This is a genomic window from Nonomuraea sp. NPDC049637 (genome assembly GCF_040675235.1).
GTDB lineage: Bacteria > Actinomycetota > Actinomycetes > Streptosporangiales > Streptosporangiaceae > Nonomuraea.
In genome coordinates this window covers 16,207-37,664 of sequence record NZ_JBFAOM010000017.1, presented here as the reverse complement: position 1 = coordinate 37,664, position 21,458 = coordinate 16,207, and the positions used below count along the sequence as shown (strand labels likewise).

At 71.1% G+C, this 21,458-nt stretch carries 19 protein-coding genes and 1 pseudogene; 12 read left to right on the top strand and 8 right to left on the bottom strand.

Translation table 11 applies throughout. The annotated features are described in order from the left end of the window. Positions 1-19 precede the first annotated feature (19 nt). Positions 20-1,615, top strand: a complete 1,596-nt coding sequence (locus AB0J71_RS23755; RefSeq protein WP_364416015.1) for a histidine kinase — start codon at positions 20-22, stop codon at positions 1,613-1,615. Positions 1,616-1,786: 171 nt separating this feature from the next. Here AB0J71_RS23755 and AB0J71_RS23750 read toward each other — a convergent pair whose 3' ends face one another. Together AB0J71_RS23750 and AB0J71_RS23745 are read right to left on the bottom strand one after the other, a co-directional pair. Then, entirely contained in the window at positions 1,787-2,461 is a 675-nt protein-coding gene (locus AB0J71_RS23750) for an alpha/beta hydrolase (RefSeq protein ID WP_352324677.1), read from the bottom strand. A 217-nt stretch (positions 2,462-2,678) separates the two neighbouring features. Then, positions 2,679-3,752 (bottom strand): hypothetical protein, encoded by a 1,074-nt coding sequence (locus tag AB0J71_RS23745; protein WP_352324676.1) that lies wholly within the window; start codon positions 3,750-3,752, stop codon positions 2,679-2,681. 177 nt (positions 3,753-3,929) lie between these two features. On the opposite strand from AB0J71_RS23745, the gene AB0J71_RS23740 reads away from it, so the two are divergent. After that, on the top strand, positions 3,930-4,454 hold the full coding sequence (locus AB0J71_RS23740) for a hypothetical protein (protein WP_364416013.1): 525 nt from the start codon (positions 3,930-3,932) through the stop codon (positions 4,452-4,454). 42 nt (positions 4,455-4,496) lie between these two features. Here AB0J71_RS23740 and AB0J71_RS23735 read toward each other — a convergent pair whose 3' ends face one another. Next, on the bottom strand, positions 4,497-5,282 hold the full coding sequence (locus AB0J71_RS23735) for an AraC family transcriptional regulator (RefSeq protein WP_364416011.1): 786 nt from the start codon (positions 5,280-5,282) through the stop codon (positions 4,497-4,499). 86 nt (positions 5,283-5,368) lie between these two features. Here AB0J71_RS23735 and AB0J71_RS23730 point away from each other — a divergent pair, with 86 nt between their 5' ends. Beyond that, positions 5,369-6,211, top strand: a complete 843-nt coding sequence (locus AB0J71_RS23730) for an NAD(P)H-binding protein (protein ID WP_364416009.1) — start codon at positions 5,369-5,371, stop codon at positions 6,209-6,211. 31 nt (positions 6,212-6,242) lie between these two features. Here AB0J71_RS23730 and AB0J71_RS23725 read toward each other — a convergent pair whose 3' ends face one another. Then, positions 6,243-6,461 (bottom strand): EF-hand domain-containing protein, encoded by a 219-nt coding sequence (locus AB0J71_RS23725; RefSeq protein ID WP_352324672.1) that lies wholly within the window; start codon positions 6,459-6,461, stop codon positions 6,243-6,245. Between the two features lie 170 nt (positions 6,462-6,631). On the opposite strand from AB0J71_RS23725, the pseudogene AB0J71_RS23720 reads away from it, so the two are divergent. Beyond that, a pseudogene (locus tag AB0J71_RS23720) lies at positions 6,632-6,736 on the top strand (LysR family transcriptional regulator); the annotation flags it as partial. A 595-nt stretch (positions 6,737-7,331) separates the two neighbouring features. Here the strand turns inward: AB0J71_RS23720 and AB0J71_RS23715 are convergent. The 4 genes from AB0J71_RS23715 to AB0J71_RS23700 form a co-directional block, all read right to left on the bottom strand. Beyond that, positions 7,332-7,460: a hypothetical protein gene (locus tag AB0J71_RS23715; RefSeq protein ID WP_364416183.1), complete on the bottom strand. Its 129-nt coding sequence runs from the start codon at positions 7,458-7,460 to the stop codon at positions 7,332-7,334. Between the two features lie 94 nt (positions 7,461-7,554). Continuing rightward, positions 7,555-8,097, bottom strand: a complete 543-nt coding sequence (locus AB0J71_RS23710) for a hypothetical protein (protein ID WP_352324671.1) — start codon at positions 8,095-8,097, stop codon at positions 7,555-7,557. 100 nt (positions 8,098-8,197) lie between these two features. Next, positions 8,198-9,445: an alpha-L-fucosidase gene (locus AB0J71_RS23705; protein ID WP_364416179.1), complete on the bottom strand. Its 1,248-nt coding sequence runs from the start codon at positions 9,443-9,445 to the stop codon at positions 8,198-8,200. 27 nt (positions 9,446-9,472) lie between these two features. After that, on the bottom strand, positions 9,473-10,660 hold the full coding sequence (locus AB0J71_RS23700) for an ROK family protein (RefSeq protein WP_352324669.1): 1,188 nt from the start codon (positions 10,658-10,660) through the stop codon (positions 9,473-9,475). A gap of 95 nt (positions 10,661-10,755) precedes the next feature. Here AB0J71_RS23700 and AB0J71_RS23695 point away from each other — a divergent pair, with 95 nt between their 5' ends. The 8 genes from AB0J71_RS23695 to AB0J71_RS23660 all read left to right on the top strand — a co-directional run bounded on the left by AB0J71_RS23695 (position 10,756) and on the right by AB0J71_RS23660 (position 21,432). Beyond that, a complete protein-coding gene (locus AB0J71_RS23695) occupies positions 10,756-12,045 on the top strand; it encodes an ABC transporter substrate-binding protein (RefSeq protein WP_352324668.1) in 1,290 nt (429 codons plus the stop codon). After that, complete coding sequence (locus AB0J71_RS23690; RefSeq protein WP_352324667.1) at positions 12,042-13,010, top strand: sugar ABC transporter permease; 969 nt, start codon at positions 12,042-12,044, stop codon at positions 13,008-13,010. The genes AB0J71_RS23695 and AB0J71_RS23690 overlap by 4 nt, the downstream gene beginning before the upstream one ends. Further along, positions 13,007-13,858, top strand: coding sequence for a carbohydrate ABC transporter permease (locus tag AB0J71_RS23685; protein WP_352324666.1), 852 nt, complete (start codon positions 13,007-13,009; stop codon positions 13,856-13,858). The genes AB0J71_RS23690 and AB0J71_RS23685 overlap by 4 nt, the downstream gene beginning before the upstream one ends. Positions 13,859-13,875: 17 nt before the next feature. Beyond that, positions 13,876-14,850, top strand: a complete 975-nt coding sequence (locus AB0J71_RS23680) for a Gfo/Idh/MocA family oxidoreductase (protein WP_364416007.1) — start codon at positions 13,876-13,878, stop codon at positions 14,848-14,850. After that, on the top strand, positions 14,847-15,812 hold the full coding sequence (locus tag AB0J71_RS23675) for a Gfo/Idh/MocA family oxidoreductase (RefSeq protein WP_364416005.1): 966 nt from the start codon (positions 14,847-14,849) through the stop codon (positions 15,810-15,812). Before AB0J71_RS23680 ends, AB0J71_RS23675 begins: the two co-directional genes overlap by 4 nt. Further along, positions 15,812-19,438 carry a carbohydrate-binding protein gene (locus AB0J71_RS23670; RefSeq protein ID WP_364416003.1) on the top strand — a complete coding sequence of 1,209 codons (3,627 nt, stop codon included), beginning with the start codon at positions 15,812-15,814 and terminating at the stop codon, positions 19,436-19,438. The genes AB0J71_RS23675 and AB0J71_RS23670 overlap by 1 nt, the downstream gene beginning before the upstream one ends. Before the next feature lie 225 nt (positions 19,439-19,663). Next, on the top strand, positions 19,664-20,182 hold the full coding sequence (locus AB0J71_RS23665; RefSeq protein WP_364344464.1) for a SigE family RNA polymerase sigma factor: 519 nt from the start codon (positions 19,664-19,666) through the stop codon (positions 20,180-20,182). After that, positions 20,179-21,432, top strand: a complete 1,254-nt coding sequence (locus AB0J71_RS23660) for a hypothetical protein (protein WP_364416001.1) — start codon at positions 20,179-20,181, stop codon at positions 21,430-21,432. The genes AB0J71_RS23665 and AB0J71_RS23660 overlap by 4 nt, the downstream gene beginning before the upstream one ends. Positions 21,433-21,458 lie beyond the last annotated feature (26 nt).

The following is a 21,458-nucleotide window of genomic DNA, read 5'->3' as shown; positions in this document are numbered from 1 at the left end:
GTCTGGATACCGTTGACGCATGCGATGGCGTGGCAAGGCGCTGGATGTCCTGCTGGTGACGGCCGCCATCGGCTTCGACGTCCTGACCACGTGGCACACCTGGGGGACCGCGTCGGCGCCCGTGGTGATCTGCGGCGCCTTCTCCGTGCTGGCCGGGGCGCCCATGGGGTTCCTGCGGCGGTGGCCGGTGGCGGTGGCCGGCTACCTGGCGGCGCTGCTCGTCCTCACCGACCAGCTCGGCGCGTTCACCGTCAACACCGTGCAGATCCTGCTCATGGCGGCCCTCGGGGTCGTCGCCCACCGGGCGCGGCCGCTCACCGTGTCCTGCTCGGCCCTGGTCGTGGGCGTGACCACCGCGGTCAACCTGGCCGATCCGGGCCACCCCTTCACGGCCAACGCCTGGTGGTACTGCGGCGGAGCCGTCGTGGTGCCCGTCCTGATCGGCGTCTACCTGCGCGGCCCGGCCGGACGCCTTCCCGAGCGCGACGTCACTCCGGATGTGCTGCTGGCCGGCGGCGGCCTCACCCTGGCCGTCCTGAACACCTGGACGGACTGGGACGCCACCGGCGGGCCGGTCTGGGGCACCGCATCGGTGGTGGTGCTCGCGGGCCTGTCCCTGGGCGTCGCGCGGCGGCTGCCGGGGCTGGTGTTCGTCCTTCAGGTCATCCTCATGCTGCTGGCCGACCAGTACTTCGAGGAGGCGACGGGCACCTGCGTCATGCTCGTCCTCGCTGCCGCGGGCGTGTTCGCCATGCGCGTGGCCTCCTGGCTCTGGACGTTCGTCGTCTACCTCGTCGCCGTTCTCGCCGTGGCCGCCTTCACCGCCGCGATGGGCGACGCCGGGTGGCAGCCGACGCGCGTCCTGGCGCTGATGACGCTCGTCATGGCGCCCGTGGCGAGCGGCCGCTACCTGCGGGCCCGGCAGGCCGCGAGCCAGGCGGAACGGCTGCGCCGTCGGGAGTCGCAACAGCGCGCGCTGACTCAGGTGCGCGCCGACCAGCTGGCCGAGCGCGAGAGCATCGCCCGCGAGATGCACGACATCGTCGCCCACCACGTCGGCGCCATGGTCCTGCGGGCCGGCGCCGCCCGCTACGCCGACCCCGGCGGGCCCTCCAGCCAGGCGCTCACCGACATCCGTGACACCGGCCACCAGGTGCTCGAAGACCTCCGCGGCCTGCTCGATCTGCTGCGTGACCCCGGCAAGCAGCCCGACCTGCCGGCCGACCCGGCCACCGTGATGCGCCAGTCGGCGGAACGCATGAGCGCGGCGGGGCTGCTCGTCGAGCTCGACATCGACCCCGAAGTGGCACGGGCGCCTCTGCTGGCTCGCGTCTCGGCTGCCAGGATCGTCCAGGAGGGGCTCACCAACGTCCTCAAACACGCGGGGGCGGGCACCTGGGTGCGGGTGAGCCTCACCGCGGCGCCCGGCGGGCTGGCCGTCGAGGTGCGCAACGGCCCCCCACCCGCCGCCCCGCTCAGCCTGCCCTCCTCCGGGCAAGGGCTGCGGGGCATCCGCGAACGCGCCCACGCGCTCGGCGGCACCCTCACCGCCGGCCCGGCCGAGGACGGCGGCTGGCTGCTGACCGTCCTGCTGCCCACCGGGCACGCGGCGTGATCCGCCCGGTCCGGCGATGGGGCGATCCGCAGGGACCGTCAGGAGGGGAGCACCGTCGAACAGCGGCACCGTCCGGAACTGCGGGCCGGTTCCCACTGCCGCACCTGTCCGACCCGGCCGCCACATCCGCCTGAGCCGGAAGTCCTCTGCCCGCTGCACTGCCGCGCCGGGTCAGCGGGCCGCGGAGCGCACGATGTCGTCGACGAGAGCGGCCAGACGGTGCGGCTGGGACAGGAACGGGCAGTGGCCGCTGGTCAGTCTGCGGATCTCGGTGGCTCGGGCTGCCATCCGCTCCTGCAGGGCGGGCGGGACGGCCTGGTCCCGCTCGGTGATGATGTACGTGGAGGGGATGTCGTGCCGGCCGGCCGTGTCGGCCTTCTCCGTGAAGGACCGTCTGGTCTGGTTGACCAGGCGGCTCATCTCCTGCTCGGCCTCGGCGTCCGGCAGGTCGCCGTAGAGCGCGGTGCGTGGCTGGTCGATGAGGGGGAACAGGCCGCTCGTGTCGTCGGGGTCCGGCAGGCCGTGGAGGGTGTGCAACGACTGTCCCCGGTCCGGCAGGTACGCGGCCAGGTAGATCAGCCCCTCGACGTTGTCCGCCCGGGTGGCGGCCTCGGTCGCCGGGATGCCCCCGTAGGAGTGGGCGAGCAGCACGACCGGGCCTTCGACCGCGGCCAGTTCCCCGGCCAGCACGGCGGCGTCGTCGTGCATGCCCGCGGTGGGACGTTCGCCGGCGCTCGGAAGCGCGGGCGTGCGCGTGGCGTAGCCGAGGGCGTGCAGCTCGGGCTGGAGCCTGGTCCAGGTGCTCGGCCGGTGCCAGGCGCCGTGGACCAGCATCACGGTGGTCATGAAGGGACTCCTCCTATGTGATCGATGGGGACATAGGGTGATGCGTCCTTCGGTCGTGGTCACCATGCGGCCGGAGCCGCCACCGGCGGAGTCGGATCAACTCGGCGCAGATGGCCACGGCCGTATCTTCCGACGTGCGCGAGCCGAGGTCGAGACCGATCAGCGAGCGCGCAGTCGGCGACTCCGCCCGGTCAGCCCCGGTCTGTCGCCCAGGGCGTCAGCAGGCCTGATCCTTCGCGCCGGGCGCGTGGCCGAGCAGTCGCAGGATCTCGTCGGACAGAAGCTCGTCCGGGCCCTTGAGAGCGTCGGCGAGTCTTGTGTCGGTGCAGAAGATCATGTCCGCGGCGATCTTGTCCTGCACGATCCGGGCCACGTTGTCCAGGGCGACGGGGATCGGCTCGGAGGGGAGCTCGGCCGTGGATATGTCGATCAGGTGGCTGTCGGCCTGGGCCGGGTCCATGAACTTCCTGATGATGATGGAGTTCTGGTTCCGGGAGGAGGTGGTCCAGATCGTGAAGACGACGACGTACAGGCCTTTCCAGGCGTCAGCGCCGAGTTGACCGCGCCAGCGGGTCATGATGTCCGTGACGCCTTCGATCTGCACCTTGGACGCCCAGTACATGTTGGTGCGGATGTTCGGGTAAACGCTGCCCGAGTAGTCCTCGAAGGAGTTCATGTCGAAGGAGCGGCTTCGTGTCGCGTCCGCGATGAATGCGCGTGACCTGTCGAGAATGTTGGCGCACGACTGCTGAAGGCCGAGGGGAAGTTCCGCCGATTCGAGTCGCCGCCGGGCCGTGTTGATCGTGGCGGAGACGTCCCGCAGCGGCTGGACCCAGCCGTCCCCCGGGCCCTTGGACGCGACCATGTCCAGGTCGTGCGGATCGATCCTGGCGCTCTGGAACGCCGGGACCTGCTTGGGCAGGTGAGGGGCGATGACGGTGAAGATGCCCAGCGGGAGGTGGGCGATCGACTTCGCCAGCTCGAAGATCTCGTCGACCGGGTGCAGCGACTCCAGGGTCCGCCCGTTCGAGACGAGGCTGTACAAACCACCCCGCCGGTCGTTCTGGACGACGATGACCGGGCTCAGGTGGTTGACGAGGTCGGCTTTCAGCGCGGCGTAGTTCCGCCGAGTGTCGGCGTTGACCGCACGGATCGCGTCGCGCGCCGTCCGTTGTCCGGCCGCGTCCGGCGGTGAGGCGCCGGCACGGGCGACGGGCAGGAGGTTGCCGCCGAGCAGCGTCGTGGCGCCGGCCGCGGTGGCGGTGCCGAGGAATGTTCTGCGTGTGACCACTGTCTGACCTGCCTCTCGAAAGCCGCCGTACCTCATGCATGTGGCAGGACCGGCGAGCCGTCCTGGGCCGGAGGGTTGACTTAATGTTTGTGTATGGTAACGGTAAGTAGCTGGCTCTTCGGGTCGCAACAGTGAGGGCCGCCGACTGTGGCCGTCGCGTCCTAGGCAGGAGGAGGAATGTCGATTCTCAAGGGGATGGCGATCGGCGGTCTCGCGCTGCTGGTCGCCGTGCTCGTCCCGGCCGCGACCGGCGCACGTGCCGCGATCGGGGTCACCAAGTGCACCGGTTCTCAGACGGTGACGTACACCCCCGGCCTCACCGATCAGCCCCGGGAGGTCACGGTCAGCGGGAACGCCCCCTTGATCGAGTGCGTCTCCAGCAGTGATCCCACCATCTCCCAGGCCACGTCGACCTTCTCCGCCACCGGGACGTTCTCCTGCACCTCCGGCACGAGGGCCGGGAGCCGGAGGATCACGTGGAACAACGGCAACACCAGCACGCTGTCCTCCACGTCCACCGTCTCCGTCAACGGCGCTGAAAGCCTCGTTCTGATCAAGGGCGTGGTGGTCGACGGCGAGTTCAAGGGAGCGCCGTGGACCGGCACGTTCACCATGTTCAGCACGAAGCCTCTGGCCTGTCTCACCGAGCAAGGGCTGGCCGGCGTCGTCGGCTCGCTCACCCTGAGCATCGGCTCACTGTGAACCGGGCCGGCTTCCGCGGACACGTCGTGGCGCGACTGTGTGTCAGCAGGGCTGGAGGGCGGGCAGGCGGCCTTCGAAGTAGGCGGCCGGTGTGACGCCCATCAGCGTACGGAACTCGGCCGTCATGTGGGACTGGTCGTAGTAGCCGGTGACGGTGGCCAGGTCGGCCCAGCGGGGGCCGTCGGCGCGACCGAGGGCGAGGGCTTTGCGGACGCGTTCGATGCGTTCGTAGCGTTTGGGCGACAGGCCGACGGCGTCGGCGAACAGGCCGCGCAGGTGACGTTCGCTGACGGCGAGGTGGCGGGCGAGCGCGGGCAGCGGTTCGCGTCGTGCGCCCGTACGACCGCGCAGCGCCCGGACGGCGGCCTGGACCAGGTCGCGCCTTGCCCCGTCCGCCGAGATCCTGGCCGGGAGCGCCGCCTCCAGATGCCGGAGTGCCAGGCCGTGGTGGCCGCCCGCGTGCCTCAGGGCGGCGACCAGCGGATCGCAGGAGGCGCCCCACAGGTCACCGAGGCGGATCACCCGGTCCACGACCTCGCTCACCGGGACGCCGAGCAACGGCCTGGTCGCGCCGGGACGCAGCCGCAACCGCAGGCAGAACGGGAGGTCCTTGCCGACGTGGTACGAGGCACGCGTGCGCGGGCCGATCACGAGCAGGTCGCCCTGCCCGGCGCAGGTCGTACGGAAGATCAGGGACGTGCCGGGGTCGGGGAGGTGCACCAGCGGCGGCCGCCCGCCCGCCACGGGATCCTCCGCCCTCAGCACGCTCACCGCCTCGACCAGCGGACGCAGACCGTCCGGCACGGTCAGCGGGGCCTCGATGCTCATGACCACACGGTAGCCGCGCCACGGGGTGCGCAGGTGTGCCGAAAGTTCCTATAAGGGCTGGTGGGCGGGGCGGCAGAGTGAGCCGCATGATTGTTGTCACAGGTGCCACGGGCACGGTCGGCGGTGAGGTGGTCCGGCTGCTGGCCGGCCGGGGTGAGCGGGTCCGGGCGATGACGCGGGAGCCGTCGAAGGTCGCGGTGCCGCCGGAGGTGGAGGTCGTCCAGGGGGATTTCGACGACCCCGGGTCGTTGGCCGCAGCGGCGCGCGGCGCCGACGCCGTGTTCCTGCTCAGCGCCCCCGGCCCGTGGCTCGCCCGGCACGACGAGGCGATGATCGTGGCGGCGCGGGCCGCGGGGGTGCGGAAAGTGGTGAAGCTCTCGGCGATCGGCACGGGCGAGGAGCACGGCGGCGCCAAGGTCGGCGGCTGGCATCAGGCCGGGGAGCAGGCGTTGCGCGCGGGCGAGCTGGACTGGACGGTGCTGCGGCCGTCCAGCTTCGCCTCCAACGCCTTGAGGTGGGTTCCGCAGATCCGGCAGGGGCGTCCGGTGCCGAACACGACGGGCCGGGGCAGGCAGGGGGTCGTCGATCCGCGGGACGTCGCGGAGGTGGCGGTGCGGGCGCTGACGTCCGACGAGCACGGGCGATCCGTCCTCACGCTGACCGGGCCCGAACTGCTCAGCGTCCCGGACATGGCCGAGGTGCTGGGGGAGACGCTCGGGCGGCCCGTCGAGACGGTGGACGTGCCGCTGGAGGTCTACCGCACGCAGCTGATCGCCGCCGGGATGGATGCCGAGTTCGCCGACGTCGCGGTCGACGGCTCCCGGCTGGTGGCGCGGGACGGCAACGCCCGGCTCACCCCTGACGTCGAGCGGGTGCTGGGACGTCCCCCTCGTACGTTCCGCGCCTGGGCGGCCGATCATCTCCGGTGACGCCGGCCGCCGGGTCAGGGCGGGTGTGCCGTCACTTGTTCCAGGCCACCAGGAACTCCGCCAGTGAGATGCGCCCGTCCACGTCCCCGTCGTGCTCGTCGGAGGAGTGAAAGATCGAGTCGAGTTCGGCCGCGGTGACCTCCTCGCCGCGGGCGTTCATGGCGAGCGCGAACTCCTCGCGGGTGATGTATCCGTCCCGGTCGCGGTCGAACTCCTCGAACGTGGCGGCCGGGTCGTCAAGGTCTGGCATCGGTGACCTCTCCTTCGATGTGCTGACAAAGCAGTATCGAAGCACAAGCGCGAACCCCGGCGAGGGACGACGGGCCGAAAAGCCGTGCGGGTGCACGCAGTCCGGCAAGCGAGGACGAGCACCGCGAGATCCAGCCCGCCTCCCCTCTGGACCTGCTGAAGTCGGGGGAGGTGGACGTGGCGCACCTGTGGCTGCCGATCCGCGAGCCCGATCTGACCGTCGTGCCGACCTCGTACGCCTCCGACGTGGTGTTGATGGTCTCCGCCGACCATCCCTACGCGGGACGTGACTCCATCTGCCTGGAGGACCTCGGCGACTGCACCGTGGTCGAGGGCCGGTCGATCCCCCCGTGCATGGAGGAGATCTTCAACCCCTGCCACACCCCTTCCGGACGCCCCGTCCGCCGCGGGCACAAGGTCACCACCTGGCGGAGACCCTCAGCGCCGTCGCCTCGGGCCAGGCCACCGCCGGAGTCACCACCGAGGCCGCGACCTTCTACCCCTGGCCCAGCCTCGCCTTCGTGCCGATCCGCGACGCCCCTCCGTGCCAGTGGGCCTTCGCCTGGCGTACGGCGAGCGAGACGCCGCTCGTCCGCGCCCCCGCGGCGGTGCTCCGGTCCGCGGCGGCGACGCATCGGGAGTTCCGACTTCCTCGACCGCCATGGCATGCGGCACGAGCAGCTGGCCGTCCGGACCGCCGCGCTGGCCGCCGCGCGGCGCGCCGGCGGCCGGCTAGGGCAGACGTGCGCCCACGGCAACCTGTCCGCCATGTACGGCATGCCGGGCCGGCACCGCGACGCCCTCGGCCACGCCACGCAGGCCCTCACCATGTACCGGGCGACGGGCCACCTGACCAGGCAGGCCCGCGAACTCAACCTGGTCGGCTGTCCAGGCGGACACCCTCGTCCGCCTCGGGGACTCCCTGGACGGGACGGGCCTCGGGGACGCCGCCGCCGACGTCCGGCGGCAGGCGCTTGCCCTCCTCGCAGAGCTCGGACACCCGTCGGCCGCCCGGCTCAAGGCCCGCCTGACCGGGTGACCGGGTGACCGGAATCCGCCGGCCGGGGCGGGCACGAGCACCACGACCGGCGGGCTCAGCGCCAGGTCGCCCGCTGGAGAACCGGGCCGAGCCGGCTGTCGCTCCACTGGTCGAAGACGAGGATCTTCGACTTGGGCAGGTGCCAGATCCGCTCCTGATAGGACACGCCGGTCCGCTTGGCCGACTGCGTCGAGCAGCCGACGCGCCAGACGCGGTAGGTCGCCTTGTGGCCCGCGCCGACCGGGCGGACACCGCGGACGACGAGCTTGCCGGGGAAGTCCTCTATGTAGCGCTTGTCCGGTGCGCAGCTCGCGAGCCCGTTGCCCGGGTGGTACGGCTCGTCGGGGTCGTACGGGTTGCCGTGCCGGGCCAGGGAGATGCCCAACGGCCCGACGAGGTAGAACCCGCGGCACTCGACGGCGAGCCGGTCACAGCCGCCGGTCCTGACGTGGATGCCCCACCTGTCCTCCTTCCCGACCTTCCAGGCCGCGGGGATCTGGAGCGTCATGCCGCGGAAGGTCAGCGGCTTGGTCGCCGCGCTCTGCGCGGGTGCGCCGGTGAACAGCAGGGAGGCGGTCACCACCAGGGTCGTCAACATGATCCAGAGGCTAGGGACGCCCGCTTGTGGCTCGGCTGCAACGCACTTGGAGTCCGCTCGAACGGCCCGCTCCTGCCGGGCGCCCCTCGGTCCGTGACGGTTAGTCGCGGCCGCTGCCGCGGTAGAGGTCCAGCTCGCCGTCGAGTTCCAGGGCGAGCACCGTGGCGTGCGGGTCGATCGCGTGCGCGGGCGGCGCGTCGATCCACAGGACGCCGGGCACGCCGTTGAGCTCTCCGGTGATCGAGTGCCCGAGCTCGCAGTCGGCGCCCACCACCCTGGCCCGCAGGACGGTGTTGCGCAGCCCGCGCACCGTCACCGTGTCGCGGGGCGGGTCGAAGCAGACCAGGTACAGGGTCCTGCGGTCGGCGGACAGCGTGCTCGGGCCGTAGTGGTGGCCCGCCGGCAGCCCGGCGGTCGTGCCGTACACCGCCTCGGCGTGCCGGTCGATCCAGGCGCCGAGGCCCTTCAGGCGGTCGGCCTGTTCGGGGAGTATGCGGCCGTCGGCGGTGGGGCCGACGTCGAGCAGGAGGTTGCCGCCCGCGCCGATGGTCTCGGTGAAGTAGCGGACCAGGTGGCCCACGGGCTTGTGGTTGGTGTCGTGCGGGCGGAAACCCCAGTTGTCGTTGACGGTGAGGCACAACTCCCATGGGCCGTCGGGCGGCGTGATGGGGACGCCCTGCTCCGGTGTCGCGTAGTCGCCGCGCGAGAGCATGCGCGCGTTGAGCACGGTCCGCGGCTGTACGGCGAGGATGCGGTCGGCGAGGGCGTCGATGCCCCACTGCTCCTCCGAACGTTCCCATTCGCCGTCGAACCACAGCAGGTCGGGCCGGTAGCGCTCGACCAGCTCGTCGACCTGGCCGTCGCGGTAGGCCAGGTAGCGGGCCCACGCGGCCGGGTCCTCCTGCCCCTCCGGGGGAGTCACGTAGGGGCTCGGGTGGGCCTGCGGGCCGCGGACGCTGGGGTAGTCGGGGTGGTTCCAGTCGGAGTGCGAGTAGTACAGCCCGACCTTCAGCCCGCGCTCGCGCAGCGCGTCCGCGAAGGGGCCGACCAGGTCGCGTCCCGCCGGGGAGGCGGTGACGTTCAGCTCTCCGTACGCGCTGTCCCACAGCGCGAAGCCGTCGTGGTGCCGGGTGGTGAGCACGGCGTACCGGGCTCCGGCCTGGGCGAACAGCTCCGCCCACGCCGCGGGGTCGTAACCGTCGGCGGTGAATCCGTCGAGCTGGGCCAGGTAGGCCTCACGGGAGATGTCGCCGTAGTAGAACGACCAGGACTCGGCCACTCCCTCGACGGCGTAGAGGCCGTAGTGGACGAAGATGCCGAGCTTGGCGTCGGGAAACCAGGGCTGCATGGGCACGGGGGGATCCTTCTCCGGTTCTTACCATTTCCAGGGCGGCGTCGAGGCGCTGGAGAGCGTCTTGCCGCCCAGGGCCGAGGCGTAGAGCTGTTCCATGACCGAGGTGGCGGCCAGGCCGCCCGCGCCGGTGATCGACGCGCGGTCCTTCAACGCCGAGGGGACGATCGGGGGCGCGGGCCGTACGGTGCACAGCCTCTCGACGTGACGGCGCAGCGGGTCGAGAAAGGTGTCGCCCGCCTGGACGTTGCCGCCGCCGACGACCACGATCTCGGGATCGACGGTGAGCACCAGCGCGGCGATGCCGATCGCGATGACGTCGGCGAACCGGTCGACGGCGGCCACGGCCAGCGGGTCGCCCGCGGTGGCGGCGTCGAACACGCCCTCTCTGCTGACCCGCCGGCCGTCGGTGAGCTCGACGTCGTGCAGGTGCTGCTGGGCATGCTCCCAGCCCATCTGCGGCAGTGCGCCGATCTCGCCGGCGGCGCCGTTCGCGCCCCGCACGACGGTGTTGTTCAGCACGACCCCCGCCCCGGTGCGGTTGCCGGAGTGCACGTAGACCATCGAACCGGCCTCGGCGGCGCTGCCCTTCCACGCCTCGGCGAACGCGGCGAGGTTCGAGTCGTTCTCGACGGCGATGGGGCACTCGAAGGACTCCGCGAAGGCGGCGCGGACGTTGAGCCCCTCCCAGTCGTCGAGACCGCGGGTGACGACGTCCTGGTAGACCACGGCGGGCACGGACACCCCCATCGCCCACACGTCGGCGCGCCCGCGGCCCTGCGAGCCGAGGAGCTGGTCGACCACCTCGACGGCGTCGGCCAGGACGGTCTCGGGCGGGTCCGCGGCGGAGACGGTGATCGAGCGGGTGGCCAGCACCTCGCCGTTCAGGTCGGCGAGCTCGGCCCGGGTGGTGTGCTGGCCGATGTCGATGCCGGCGACGACGGCCGCGGCCGCGTTGAAGCGGTAGCGGTTGGCCGGGCGCCCGGCTCCGGTGGGGGAGAGGGGCTCGACGCTCGTCACCCAGCCGAGGGCCACCAGGTCGCCCACCACCGTGTCGGCCGCGGTCTTCGACAGCCCGGCGACCTGGGCGATCGCCGGGATGGTGAGCGGCTCCGCGCGGATCGCCTCGATCACCGCCAGCGAGTTGAGGCGGCGCAGGCGCGACTGGCCGACGGGCTGGCGCAGCAGGCTCGCTTCACGTCCGATCAGCACTCACGTGGCCCTTTCGTTTCCTTGGACGTCTTCCATTAAAACACAAAGTGTATTTATTATTGCCAACCGTGCCTCCCAGCAAGAAGGGACCATCCATGCGCAATCGCGCCATAGCCGTCGCCACCTGCGCCTCCGCCGTGCTCGCCCTCGGCGCGTGCGGCCAGAAGCTCCAGGACGCCGGTCCGTCGGCGTCCGCTGGCGCCCAGCCCGCGAGCCTCCTCTATTGGGGCAAGTGGGCCAAGGGCACCCCGCAGGCGAACCTGTTCGAGAGCGTCATCGCCGACTACACCCAGCAGACCGGCGTCAAGATCGACGTTCAGTGGCTCGCCCAGGGCCAGGAGCAGCAGGTCAAGAACGCGGTCGCCACCGGCGCCGGTCCCGACTTCTTCGACACCGCCATCGACCACACCGCCGAGTTCCGCGCCGCCGGCGTGCTCGGCGACATGGGCCCGATCTTCCGGACCACGATCCCGGGCGAGGGCAGAACCGTCGAGGAAGTCCTGCCGAAGAGCGTGCTCAAGGCCGTCAGCGACGACAAGGGGTACGGCTTCGTCCCGCACAGCGTCTTCTCCATCGGCCTGTGGTACGACTCCGCCAAGTATCCCGACTTCGCCCCCAAGTCGTTCGACGAGTTGCTGGAGATCGCCAAGAAGGAGAAGGCGTCCGGCCGCGCGCCGATCGCGCTCGACGGCTCGGTCAACGCCTACAACTCCTTCTGGATCCACCAGATGCTGCTGTCCACGGCCGGCCCCGGCATCCTGCTGAAGCTCGCCGCCGACCCGGCCGCCTGGGATCTGCCCGAGGTGAAGCGGGCGGCCAAGGCGCTGGAGTCGCTGGTGAAGGCCGACCTCTTCGAACCCGACCACATGGCCACCAAGTTCCCGGCCGCGCAGAACGCCTGGGCGGCCGGCAAGCACAGCTTCATCCTGAACGGCTCCTGGCTCGGCAGCGAGACCGCCTCGCTGCGCGCCGCCGCGGTCAAGCCCCGCATCATCGCCTTCCCGCCGGTCGACCCCGCCAAGGGCTCGGTCGCCACGGTCGGCGCGCTCGGCTGGGGCGTGAACGCCAGGTCGAAGAACCAGAAGGCGGTCGCCGACTTCCTGGCCTTCGCCATGCAGAAGAAGTACATCGACCGCATCGGCACCGAGGCGGCCAACATCCCCTCGCGCGCCGACTCGCCCGCCCCGGTGGAGCTCCAGCAGCTGCAGGCGTCCATCCGCGACGCGGAGCAGGTCACGCTCGACGGCGACGGCGTCTCGACCGTGCAGCCCAAGTGGCTGGCCGACGTCTTCCTCCCGCTCGACGACAAGTTCGTCGCCGGCAAGCTCAGCGCCGAGGAGTTCCTGGCCGAGGGCAAGGCGAAGACCGCCGCCATGAACGGATGACCGTGACCGTGTCCGACACCGCCCCGCGGGCGCCGTCCGCGGACAGGCGGGCCAAGGTGTCCCGCGGCGCGCTCCAGGACGAGCGCCGCCGGTTGTACCTGCCGATGCTGCTTCCCGCACTGATCGCCTACCTGGTCTTCTTCGTGCTGCCGTCGTTGTTCGGCGTCGTGCTCAGCTTCGCCGAGTGGTCGGGGCTGGGGACCGAGCTGTCCTGGGTCGGGTTCGCCAACTACGTGTCGATGGCCGGGAGCGAGCTGTTCCGTGCCTCGTTCGTCCAGACGCTGGCCCTGACGCTGCTCGTGGGCCTGGCGCTGTTCCTCATCGCCGGCGCCTCCATGATCGTATTGCGTGCGGCGCGCGGCGGCGCGTTCATCCGGGCGGCCGTCTTCCTGCCCTTCATGATCTCGCCCATCGCCGTGGGCCTGGCCGTCTCGTTCCTGTTCAACCCGGACGGGCTGATCAACACCGTGCTGGGGGCCCTCGGCCTGTCCGAGTTGCGCCAGCCCTGGCTGGCCCCCGAGCTGATCCTCAACGTGATCATGGCCGGAGTGGTCTGGAGCGCGGCCGGCTTCTACGTCGTGCTGGTGATGTCCGCGGTCGACGGCATCCCGCCGAGCTACTACGAGGTGGCCAGGATCGAGGGCGCGAGCGAGCTCCAGCAGTTCCGCCACGTCACGCTCCCGCTGACCAGGGACATGCTGGCCATCGCCGCCTCGCTCTGGGCGATCGCCGGCATCAAGACCTTCGAGATCGTCATCGCCTTCGTCGGCACGGCGGGCACCCCGCCCCCCGAGGCCAGGACCCTCGCCGTCGAGCAGTACCTCCGGGTCACCGGCGGCCGTGAGGGCGGACTGGCCCAGCTCGGCGAGGCCGCGGCGATCGGGATCGTGATGACGGTGATCACCGCCGTCCTGATCGTCCTGTCGCGCAGGATCCAGCGGCGCGAACGACTGGAGCTGGCGTGATCCGCGCCGGGCTCGCCCTGATCAGAGCCCTGATCTGGGGCTGGGCGCTGTTCAACGTCGGCATGGTGGTCTGGGTCCTGCTGAACTCGGTGAAGAGCTCGCGGGAGATCTTCGACAACCCGGCCGGCCTGCCCGCCGCCTGGATGTGGGAGAACTTCGCCACCGCCTGGTCGGACTCCGGGCTCGGCGCCGCCGCGGTCAACTCGGTGGTCCTCACGCTCGTGTCCGTGGTGCTCATCATGGCGCTGTCCATCCCCGCCGCCTACGCGGTGGCACGGCTGGGCGGGCGCTCCAGCGGTCCGGTCGCGACCTTCTTCGCGGTGGGCATGAGCATCCCGTTCCAGGCGTTCGCCGTCCCCATGGTCCTCATCGGGGCGGGGCTGTCCCGGTTCATGATCGACTGGGTCACCGGTGCCTGGGACACGCGGATCACCGTCACGCTCTTCTACGTCGTGCTCAGCCTGCCGTTCAGCATCTTCGTGCTCATCGGCTACTTCCGCTCGCTGCCCGGCGACGTGGAGGAGGCGGCCGCGCTCGACGGCGCGTCGCCGTTCCGCACCTTCCTGCAGATCATGGTGCCGCTGGCCAAGCCCGGCATCACGACCGTGGCCGTGCTGAACGCGCTGAGCCTGTGGAACGAGACGGTGATCGTGCTGATGCTCGTCCCCGACCAGAGCGCGCAGACCCTCAACGTCGCCCTGCTCAACTTCTACTCCAACATGCAGTACACCTCGAACTGGGGCGGGCTCTTCGCCGGCGTCGTCATCGTGGTGCTCCCGATGATCGCGACCTATCTCTGGTTCGGCCGCCGCATCGTCAACGGCATGACGCAGGGCATCGGCAAATGACAAGAAACGGAACTCCCATGCACGCAACGGTCGGACTCATCGGCGCCGGTGGCATCGCCAACGCGCACCTCCCGGCCTGGCTCGACCTCGGCCACGACGTCGTCGTCCACTCGATCGCCGACGACGCCGAGGCGCTGATCCGGCGCCACGGGGGCGGCCGGACCGTCCCCAGCCTGGACGCCCTGTTCGAGGCGGCGGACGTCGTCGACATCTGCACGCCGACGCACACCCACTACGAACTGGCGCTCGCCGCGCTCGGTCACGGCCTGCCGACGATCTGCGAGAAGCCGCTGACCCGTACGCTCCCCGAGGCGGAGGACCTGGTCGCCCGCTTCGCCGACGCCCGCGTCCCGCTCTTCCCCGCGCACGTCGTCCGCTACTTCGCCGAGTACGCCGAACTGCACCGGGCCGTCACCCGCGGCGACATCGGCAGCGTCGCCGTGCAGCGGCACACCCGCCAGGGTCGCAGCCCGGCCGGCGGCTGGTTCCTGGACGAGGCGCTCTCCGGCGGCGTGCTGCTCGACCTCATGATCCACGACATCGACGTGGCGCGCTGGATCGGCGGAGAGGTCGAACGCGTCTTCGCCCGCACCCACGCGGTCGGCGGCAGCCAGAGCACCCAGGCGTTCCTCACCCACGCCAACGGCTCGATCTCCGTGCTGACGGCCACCTGGACCACCGCGCCGATCGAGTTCAGGACGCTGTTCGAGGTGGCCGGTTCGCACGGGCTGCTGCACGCCGACTCCGACGAGCGCCGCCCCTACCGCTACCAGGGCGACGCCGTGCCCGCGCCCGACATCCTGCCCCCCTTCTCCCCGCTGACCAGCCCCTACAGAGCCGAGATCGAGGACTTCGTGCGCTCGGTCGCCACCGGCGTCCCGCCGCGCGTCACCGCGCTGGACGGCCTGGCCGCCATGCGCATCGCCGACGCCGTCGCCCGCTCGGCCGCCGAAGGCCGGCCGGTCGACCTCAAGCCCCTGGAAGCCGCATGAAGATCGCCCTGCTCTCCTTCGCCCACCTGCACGCCGCCGAGTACGCCGCCGCGCTGCTGCGCTGCCGCGACGTGGAGATCGGCGCCTACGCCGACGGCCACGACGGCGTCCCGGACGGCGTCACCGTCTTCGCCACCGAGGACGAACTGTGGGCCTGGCGGCCCGACGGCGTGGTGATCTGCGCCGAGAACACGCGTCACCGGGAGTTCGCGCTGCGCGCCGCCGCCGAGGGCGTGCACGTGCTGTGCGAGAAGCCGCTCGCCACCTCGCTCGCCGACGCCACCGAGATGCTGGAGGCGGCCCGCGCGGCGGGAACCGTCCTCATGACCGCCTTCCCCGTCCGCTTCGCGCCGGCCTACGCCGACCTCCGGGCCGCGGTACGGCGGGGCGACCTCGGCCGGATCGTGTCGATCGCGGCCACCAACTGCGGCGGCGTCCCCACCACCCGCGACTGGTTCACCGATCCGGCCCGCAGCGGCGGCGGCGCCCTGACCGACCACGTCGTGCACGTCGCCGACCTGCTCGCCGACCTGCTGGACGACGACCCGACCGAGGTCTACGCGATCGCCAACTCCATCCCCAACCCGGGCAAGGCCGTCGAGACCGCCGGGCTGGTCTCCCTGCGCTACCGCGACGGAACCATCGCCTCCATCGACTGCTCCTGGTCGCGCCCGCCCGGCCGGCCCAACACCGGCGACCTGGTCACCCTCACCGTGATCGGCACCGAGGGCGTGGCCGACATCGCGCCCTTCTCCGGGGTCCTCACCGGATGGAACAGCGGCCCGCTCGCGCACGGGTACGGGGCGCCGCTCGACGACCTGCTCATCCGCGCCTTCCTCGACGCCGTCCGCGACGGCGAGGCCCGCCAGCCCGACGCCAGGGCGGGCCACCGGACCGTCGCCCTCGTCGAGGCGGCCTACCGCTCCCTGCTCGCCGCCGCCCCCGTCCCCCTGGAGCTCTGATGATCCGCCATCTCCTCGGCGTCACCGCGACGACCGCCGCCTTACTGGTGGCGCCCGCGCACGCCGCCTCCGCCGCCGGACCGGCCGCCGGCCGTACCACGGTGACCTTCTCCGACACCCACGAGATCCTGCACGGCAACCCGTACACCGGCACCGCGTTCGACGTGAACACCCACAGGACGCCCGGCACACCCGGCTACACCTTCACCGATGACCCGGGCATCACCGACTTCATCGAAGGCAGGAAGAAGATCCCCGCCGACGCCGACGTGGTGCGGCTCCAGATCGCCTGGGCCGACTTCGAGCCCGACGACGGCGTCTTCGTCTGGGACCGCCTCGACGCGTTCATGAAGCGGATCGGCGAGCAGGGCAAGACGGTCGAGTTCCAGCTGCTCATGTCGGAGGCGCCCGACTACCGGAACGACCCGGGCGTCTTCCCGTACGAGTACCCGCCGGCCTGGCTGTTCGACAAGGCCGGGGTGCCCTTCCGGATGGCGCCGTACAACGACTACTTCTCCAAGCAGCCGATCTACCACAACCCGATCTACCTGGACCGGCTCAAGCGCGCGGTGGACGCCTTCGCCGGCCGCTACGACGGCGACCCTGGCGTGGCGTGGGTGGACCTGCGCGCCTTCTCGCTGTTCGGCGAGTGGTCGGGCTGGAACGACGCGATGAACTTCCCGTGGCCCGACAACGCCACCCGCGTCTCGACGCTCCGGGCGATCCTCAAGATCTACGACGACGCGTTCGACAAGTCGATGGTCATGATGCAGAACGCCGGTGCGGAGGTGAACAAGAACGATCCCGACGCCGACACCCAGGCCAAGCGGTTCAGCGTGTACGGCTACGACAAGGCGGCCACGTTCGACAACTGGGGCGTGCGGTCCGACACGGTCAACGCCGGCTTCGTCTGGCACAACTACGGCGACACCGCGCAGGCCCCGTACGTCAACCGCAGGCTCCGCCGCGACATGATCCAGGTGTCCGAGGGCTCCAACTGGGACAACCCCACGATCATGCTGAACAACCCCCGCCTGTTCGTGAAGAACTCGCTGGAGGGGTACCACTCCAACCTCCAGGGCATCAACAACACCGGCTTCGCGAACTGGCAGCCGATGAAGGACGCCTACGGCGAGTGGTTCGAGACGCTGGCGCGGTTCACCGGCTACCGCTTCCTCATGCCCACCGCGACCTACGACACCGAGGTCGAGCCCGGTGGCGAGTTCCGCATCTCGCACACCTGGACCAACAACGCGGTGGGCTTCAGCCCCCGGCGCTACCCGGTCGAGGTGCGCTTCACCGACAGATCCACCGGCCACGTCGTGTGGCGCGGCACCGACGCCACCCTCGACCAGACCAAGCTCTTCAAGGGCGACGTCCGCCAGATCAACTCGGCCTTCACCCTCCCGGCCGACCTGCCCGCGGGCTCCTACGAGGTGGCCGTCGCCATGCTCGGCGAGGACGGCAAGCCGCGGATCGAGCTGGCCATGCCGGGCGGCAAGGACAAGGTCTACCCGATCGGCGCCGTCCGGGTCGCCGCGGGAGCCGTACCGGCCGGGCGGCCGACGACCCCGCTGACGCAGTTCACCGTCCAGAACGAGGACTACACCGCGGCCGTCGGCGCCTACGGCGTCGAGACCCCGCCCGAGGGCGGCCTCGGCGCGCTCTACATGGACGCGGCCGGCGAGTCCGCCGAGTACGACAACGTCGACGTGCCCGCCACCGGCACCTACCGGGTCGAGTTCCGGGCCTCCTCCGAGGAGGCCAACCACCTGAGGTTCGAGGTCGACGGCAAGGAGGTCACCACCGTCAAGGTGCCGGACTCCGGCGGCTACAACACCTACCGGACCTTCGAACGGCGGATCCCGCTCACCGAGGGCCGTCGCACGATCAAGCTCACCCGGCCCGACGGGCGCTGGTTCTTCCTCAACTGGATGCGGTTCACCCTGGAACGGCCCGAGTCGATCACCCTCCAGGCCGAGTCGGCGACCGGGCAGCAGGGCACCCAGAACACCGACCTCGCCGACAGCGACGACGGCACCCCCGGCGTCACCTCCATCGACACCGGCGACTGGTCGCGCTTCGACGCCGTCAGCGTCCCCGCCGACGGCAAGTACCTGCTGCAGCTTCGCTACTCGACCGTCGACGACAAGCCGCTGAAGTTCCGCGTCGAGATCGACGGCGCCGACGCCACGGGACCGCTGAGCCTGCGCCCCACCGGGGGCATGCTCAGCCCGCGGACCGAGGACTTCGTCCTGCCGCTGACCGCGGGCGAGCACTCGGTCAAGGTCGTCTGGATCGAGGCGAGCGCCGGCGTCGTGTGGAACTGGCTGCGGCTCGACCTGCAGGGCACGTCCGAGCAGACCGTCGAGGCCGAGCACTGGACCATGCAGTGGAACACCGACCAGGAGTGGAACTGGAAGGGTCCCGACACCGGCGTCGTCACGAAGGACGGCGTCGTCGGCGGCATCGACCCGAACGACTACCTGCGCTACGAGAACGTGTTCGTCCCGAACACCGGCATGTACAAGGTGACCTTCAAGGGCTCGGCCGCCCAGGACACCACGTTCAGGTTCGAGGTGGACGGCGACCGCACCACGGTCTTCGTCCCCAAGTCCGACGACGCGAACGTGACGACCTGGGGCAAGATGACCGCCGGCCTGCACACCCTCCGGATCGTCAGCGAGGGCAGCGGACTGAAGCTCGACAAGTTCACCATCACCGCCACCACCGCCGCGATCAAGGCGCTCGATGTCACGGGCGCCGGCACCCTCAAGGTCGGCGAGCCCGCCCGGCTGTCCGTCGCGACGGTCGGCGCGGACGGCACCCGCACCCCGGTCACCGAGGGCGTCACCTTCAAGAGCTCCGACCCGTCGATCGCCACCGTGGACGCGGACGGTCTCGTCACCCCCCGCACCTGGGGCACCGCCACGATCACCGCGATCCACGACGGATTCTCCGGCGAGCACAAGATCACCGTCACCGACCCGAAGGTGCTGCTCACCTACGTCAACGACACCGACAAGCGCATCGTCTACCCCGAGGACGACTTCACCTACAGCCCCGACCGCGGGCTGGGCGACCACGACGACGACGTGCACGCCGGCTGGCGCGCCGGGCAGGCCGTCGAGTTCGCCTTCACCGGCACCGGCATCAGCCTGCTGTCCGAACGCTACTCCGACATGAGCACCATCGACATCTACGTCGACGGGAAGCTCAAGGCCACGGTCGACTGCGACTCCCCGGTACGGCTCGCCGCCCAGCGGGTGTTCCAGCTCAGCGGGCTGCCGATGGGCGATCACACCATCAAGGTCGTCAACGGCGCGGACAAGTTCCTCATCATCGACGCGTTCGTGGTCGAGACGCCCAACACGTGGAACGGCGCCGAACTCGGGGTCGGCAACGTCAACGCCAAGTCGGTGACCCTGACCTGGCCGTCCGTGCCGGCCGCCACCGGCTACGCGGTCCTCGACGGCGGCACGCAGGTCATGCGGGTGACGGGGACGACGGCTCGGGTCACCGGGCTCCGGGGCCGTACGAGCTACACCTTCATCGTCCGCCCGCTGGCCGCCGACGGCACGACCCTCCCGATCGAACTGTCGGCCACGGTCCGCACGAAGGGCTGACCCTACCCGCCCGGCCGCCCCGGCCAGCCCGAACGCCCGGCCGCACCGGCCCCCTGGCCGCACCGGCCGGGCGGGCCGGCTCGGCCGGGGCGGCCTTCGCCGCTGATCTGCGGGCTGTTCCAGCACCACCATGAGCGCGCCCACCCGGCGGCCGGCACGCGCTCGACGTGGATCGTCTCCAACCGGCTTCCGGCGTCCCGCGTTCATTAGGGCGGAAGGAGTCGCATGGACAAATATGAGGGATTCAGGGAGTTCGTCAGCGCCCGCCAGCAGGCGTTGATGCGCACCGCGTACCTGCTCACGGGAGACGCCCACCGGGCTGAGGACCTCCTGCAGACCGTGCTGACCCGGATCGCCAGGCACTGGCCCAAACTGGCCAAGGACGGCAACCCGGAGGCGTACGCCCGGCGGGCCCTGGTCAACGAGCACGTGTCCTGGCTGCGGCGCAGACGAACGGACATCCTGACCAGCAGCCCGCCGGAACCGGCCTACGATCCGGAGTCGGCCGGGCTGCACCGGATGGTCCTGCAACAGGCGCTCGTCCGGCTGACTCCACGCCAGCGCGCCGTCCTCGTGCTGCGCTTCTACGAGGACCTCAGCGTCGAGGAGACCGCCGAAGCGCTGGGCTGTTCACCTGGCACGGTCAAGAGCCAGACCCACTACGCCCTGGGCCGCCTGCGCGTCCTCGCGCCCGAACTGGCCGATCTGCTGTCCGAAATCGATCCGGTGGAGGTGCCGCGATGACGAGGTTCCGTGACGAGCTCGACGCGATCGCCCGGCAGGCGCCCGACGTCGATCTCGCCGAGGTCGCGCTGCGCGGCGCCCGGCGTACCCGAACGACCCTGATCAGCGGCTCCGCGGTCGCGGCCGTCGCCGCGTTGACGCTGGCCGTCAGCCTGCTCGTCGATCCCGGCGGGCCCGCCGACGTCGGCGCCGTCACGAGCGGGACGCCCTCCTCCGCTCCGACCTTCCGCGGCATCCCCGCGCGGCCGACGCCGTCGCCGGAGGACCTCGTCCCCGTCCGCGCCGTCCTGCCCGCGTCCGGGGTGGGGCCGGCGCGCTACGCCTACTACGACTTCTGCCAGGACGCGTGGAAGCCCGGCCAGGACAACGCGCCGGTGGCCGACGAGACGTGCCTGCAGTGGAAGGTGGTCCTGCAGGACGGGACCCGGTACCGGGTCGCCGACGCGCTGAGCGTCTACACCGACCAGAGCAAGAAGAACTACATGAACACCGCCGCCCCGCTGGCGATCTCCCGCGACGGACGCCGCATCGCCTACTACGCGTCCGAGCGCGAGCGTTTCGCCGTCCGCGAGCTCGGCACCGGTCAGGTCTGGGAGATCCCGCAGGTCGTCAGGCGCACGACCATGGTCAAGGGCGGCGGGGTGATCACCTTCTCGCCGGACGGGCGCCGGCTCGGCCTGAACCTGGCCGGCGTCCCCGAGGTCGTCGTGGACGTGGAGAGCGGGCGGGTCGTCGATGAGGTGCCCAAGGGCTGGCACTCCCTCCATCCCGCCGACGAGGGCGTGCCCATGGTCGTGGAGCACGAGCGAGGCCGGCTCGGCGTGCTCTCGGACGGCAAGGTGACGGTCTTCGCCGACCCGAAGACCCTGGCGCTGACGGGAACCGTCGGCCCGGACGGCACGACCGTGGCCATGCTGACGGGCCCGTCGGCGCCGGGGGAGACCGTGACGAACGGCGAGCCGTACGACAAGGTCGTCACCGTGGACCGGGCGAGCGGCCAGGTCCGATCCGAGGTCAAGCTCGACCGGCCGCGGCAGCTGAGCCCGCACCGGCTCGGGTACTGGCTCAACGAGCGTGAGGTCCTGGCCCTGGGCGGCGCCGTACGGGAGCCGGGCTCCGACCGGTGGCCCGACCTGGGGGACACGGCCTACGCCATCGATGTGACCACCGGCGGGATCCGGAAGCTCGGCGCCTACCGGCTGCCACCGTGGGGCGGCAGCGTCTCGGTGCCCGGCTTCCCCAGCGGCTGACGAGCGCGAGTCGGCGTCGACACCGG

Coding starts and splice junctions, on each gene's coding strand:
- AB0J71_RS23755 (WP_364416015.1), top strand. CDS start 20: ATGCGATGGCGTGGCAAGGCGCTGGATGTCCTGCTGGTGACGGCCGCC.
- AB0J71_RS23750 (WP_352324677.1), bottom strand. CDS start 2,461: ATGACCACCGTGATGCTGGTCCACGGCGCCTGGCACCGGCCGAGCACC.
- AB0J71_RS23740 (WP_364416013.1), top strand. CDS start 3,930: ATGTCGATTCTCAAGGGGATGGCGATCGGCGGTCTCGCGCTGCTGGTC.
- AB0J71_RS23735 (WP_364416011.1), bottom strand. CDS start 5,282: ATGAGCATCGAGGCCCCGCTGACCGTGCCGGACGGTCTGCGTCCGCTG.
- AB0J71_RS23730 (WP_364416009.1), top strand. CDS start 5,369: ATGATTGTTGTCACAGGTGCCACGGGCACGGTCGGCGGTGAGGTGGTC.
- AB0J71_RS23725 (WP_352324672.1), bottom strand. CDS start 6,461: ATGCCAGACCTTGACGACCCGGCCGCCACGTTCGAGGAGTTCGACCGC.
- AB0J71_RS23710 (WP_352324671.1), bottom strand. CDS start 8,097: ATGTTGACGACCCTGGTGGTGACCGCCTCCCTGCTGTTCACCGGCGCA.
- AB0J71_RS23705 (WP_364416179.1), bottom strand. CDS start 9,445: ATGCAGCCCTGGTTTCCCGACGCCAAGCTCGGCATCTTCGTCCACTAC.
- AB0J71_RS23695 (WP_352324668.1), top strand. CDS start 10,756: ATGCGCAATCGCGCCATAGCCGTCGCCACCTGCGCCTCCGCCGTGCTC.
- AB0J71_RS23690 (WP_352324667.1), top strand. CDS start 12,042: ATGACCGTGACCGTGTCCGACACCGCCCCGCGGGCGCCGTCCGCGGAC.
- AB0J71_RS23680 (WP_364416007.1), top strand. CDS start 13,876: ATGCACGCAACGGTCGGACTCATCGGCGCCGGTGGCATCGCCAACGCG.
- AB0J71_RS23675 (WP_364416005.1), top strand. CDS start 14,847: ATGAAGATCGCCCTGCTCTCCTTCGCCCACCTGCACGCCGCCGAGTAC.
- AB0J71_RS23670 (WP_364416003.1), top strand. CDS start 15,812: ATGATCCGCCATCTCCTCGGCGTCACCGCGACGACCGCCGCCTTACTG.
- AB0J71_RS23665 (WP_364344464.1), top strand. CDS start 19,664: ATGGACAAATATGAGGGATTCAGGGAGTTCGTCAGCGCCCGCCAGCAG.
- AB0J71_RS23660 (WP_364416001.1), top strand. CDS start 20,179: ATGACGAGGTTCCGTGACGAGCTCGACGCGATCGCCCGGCAGGCGCCC.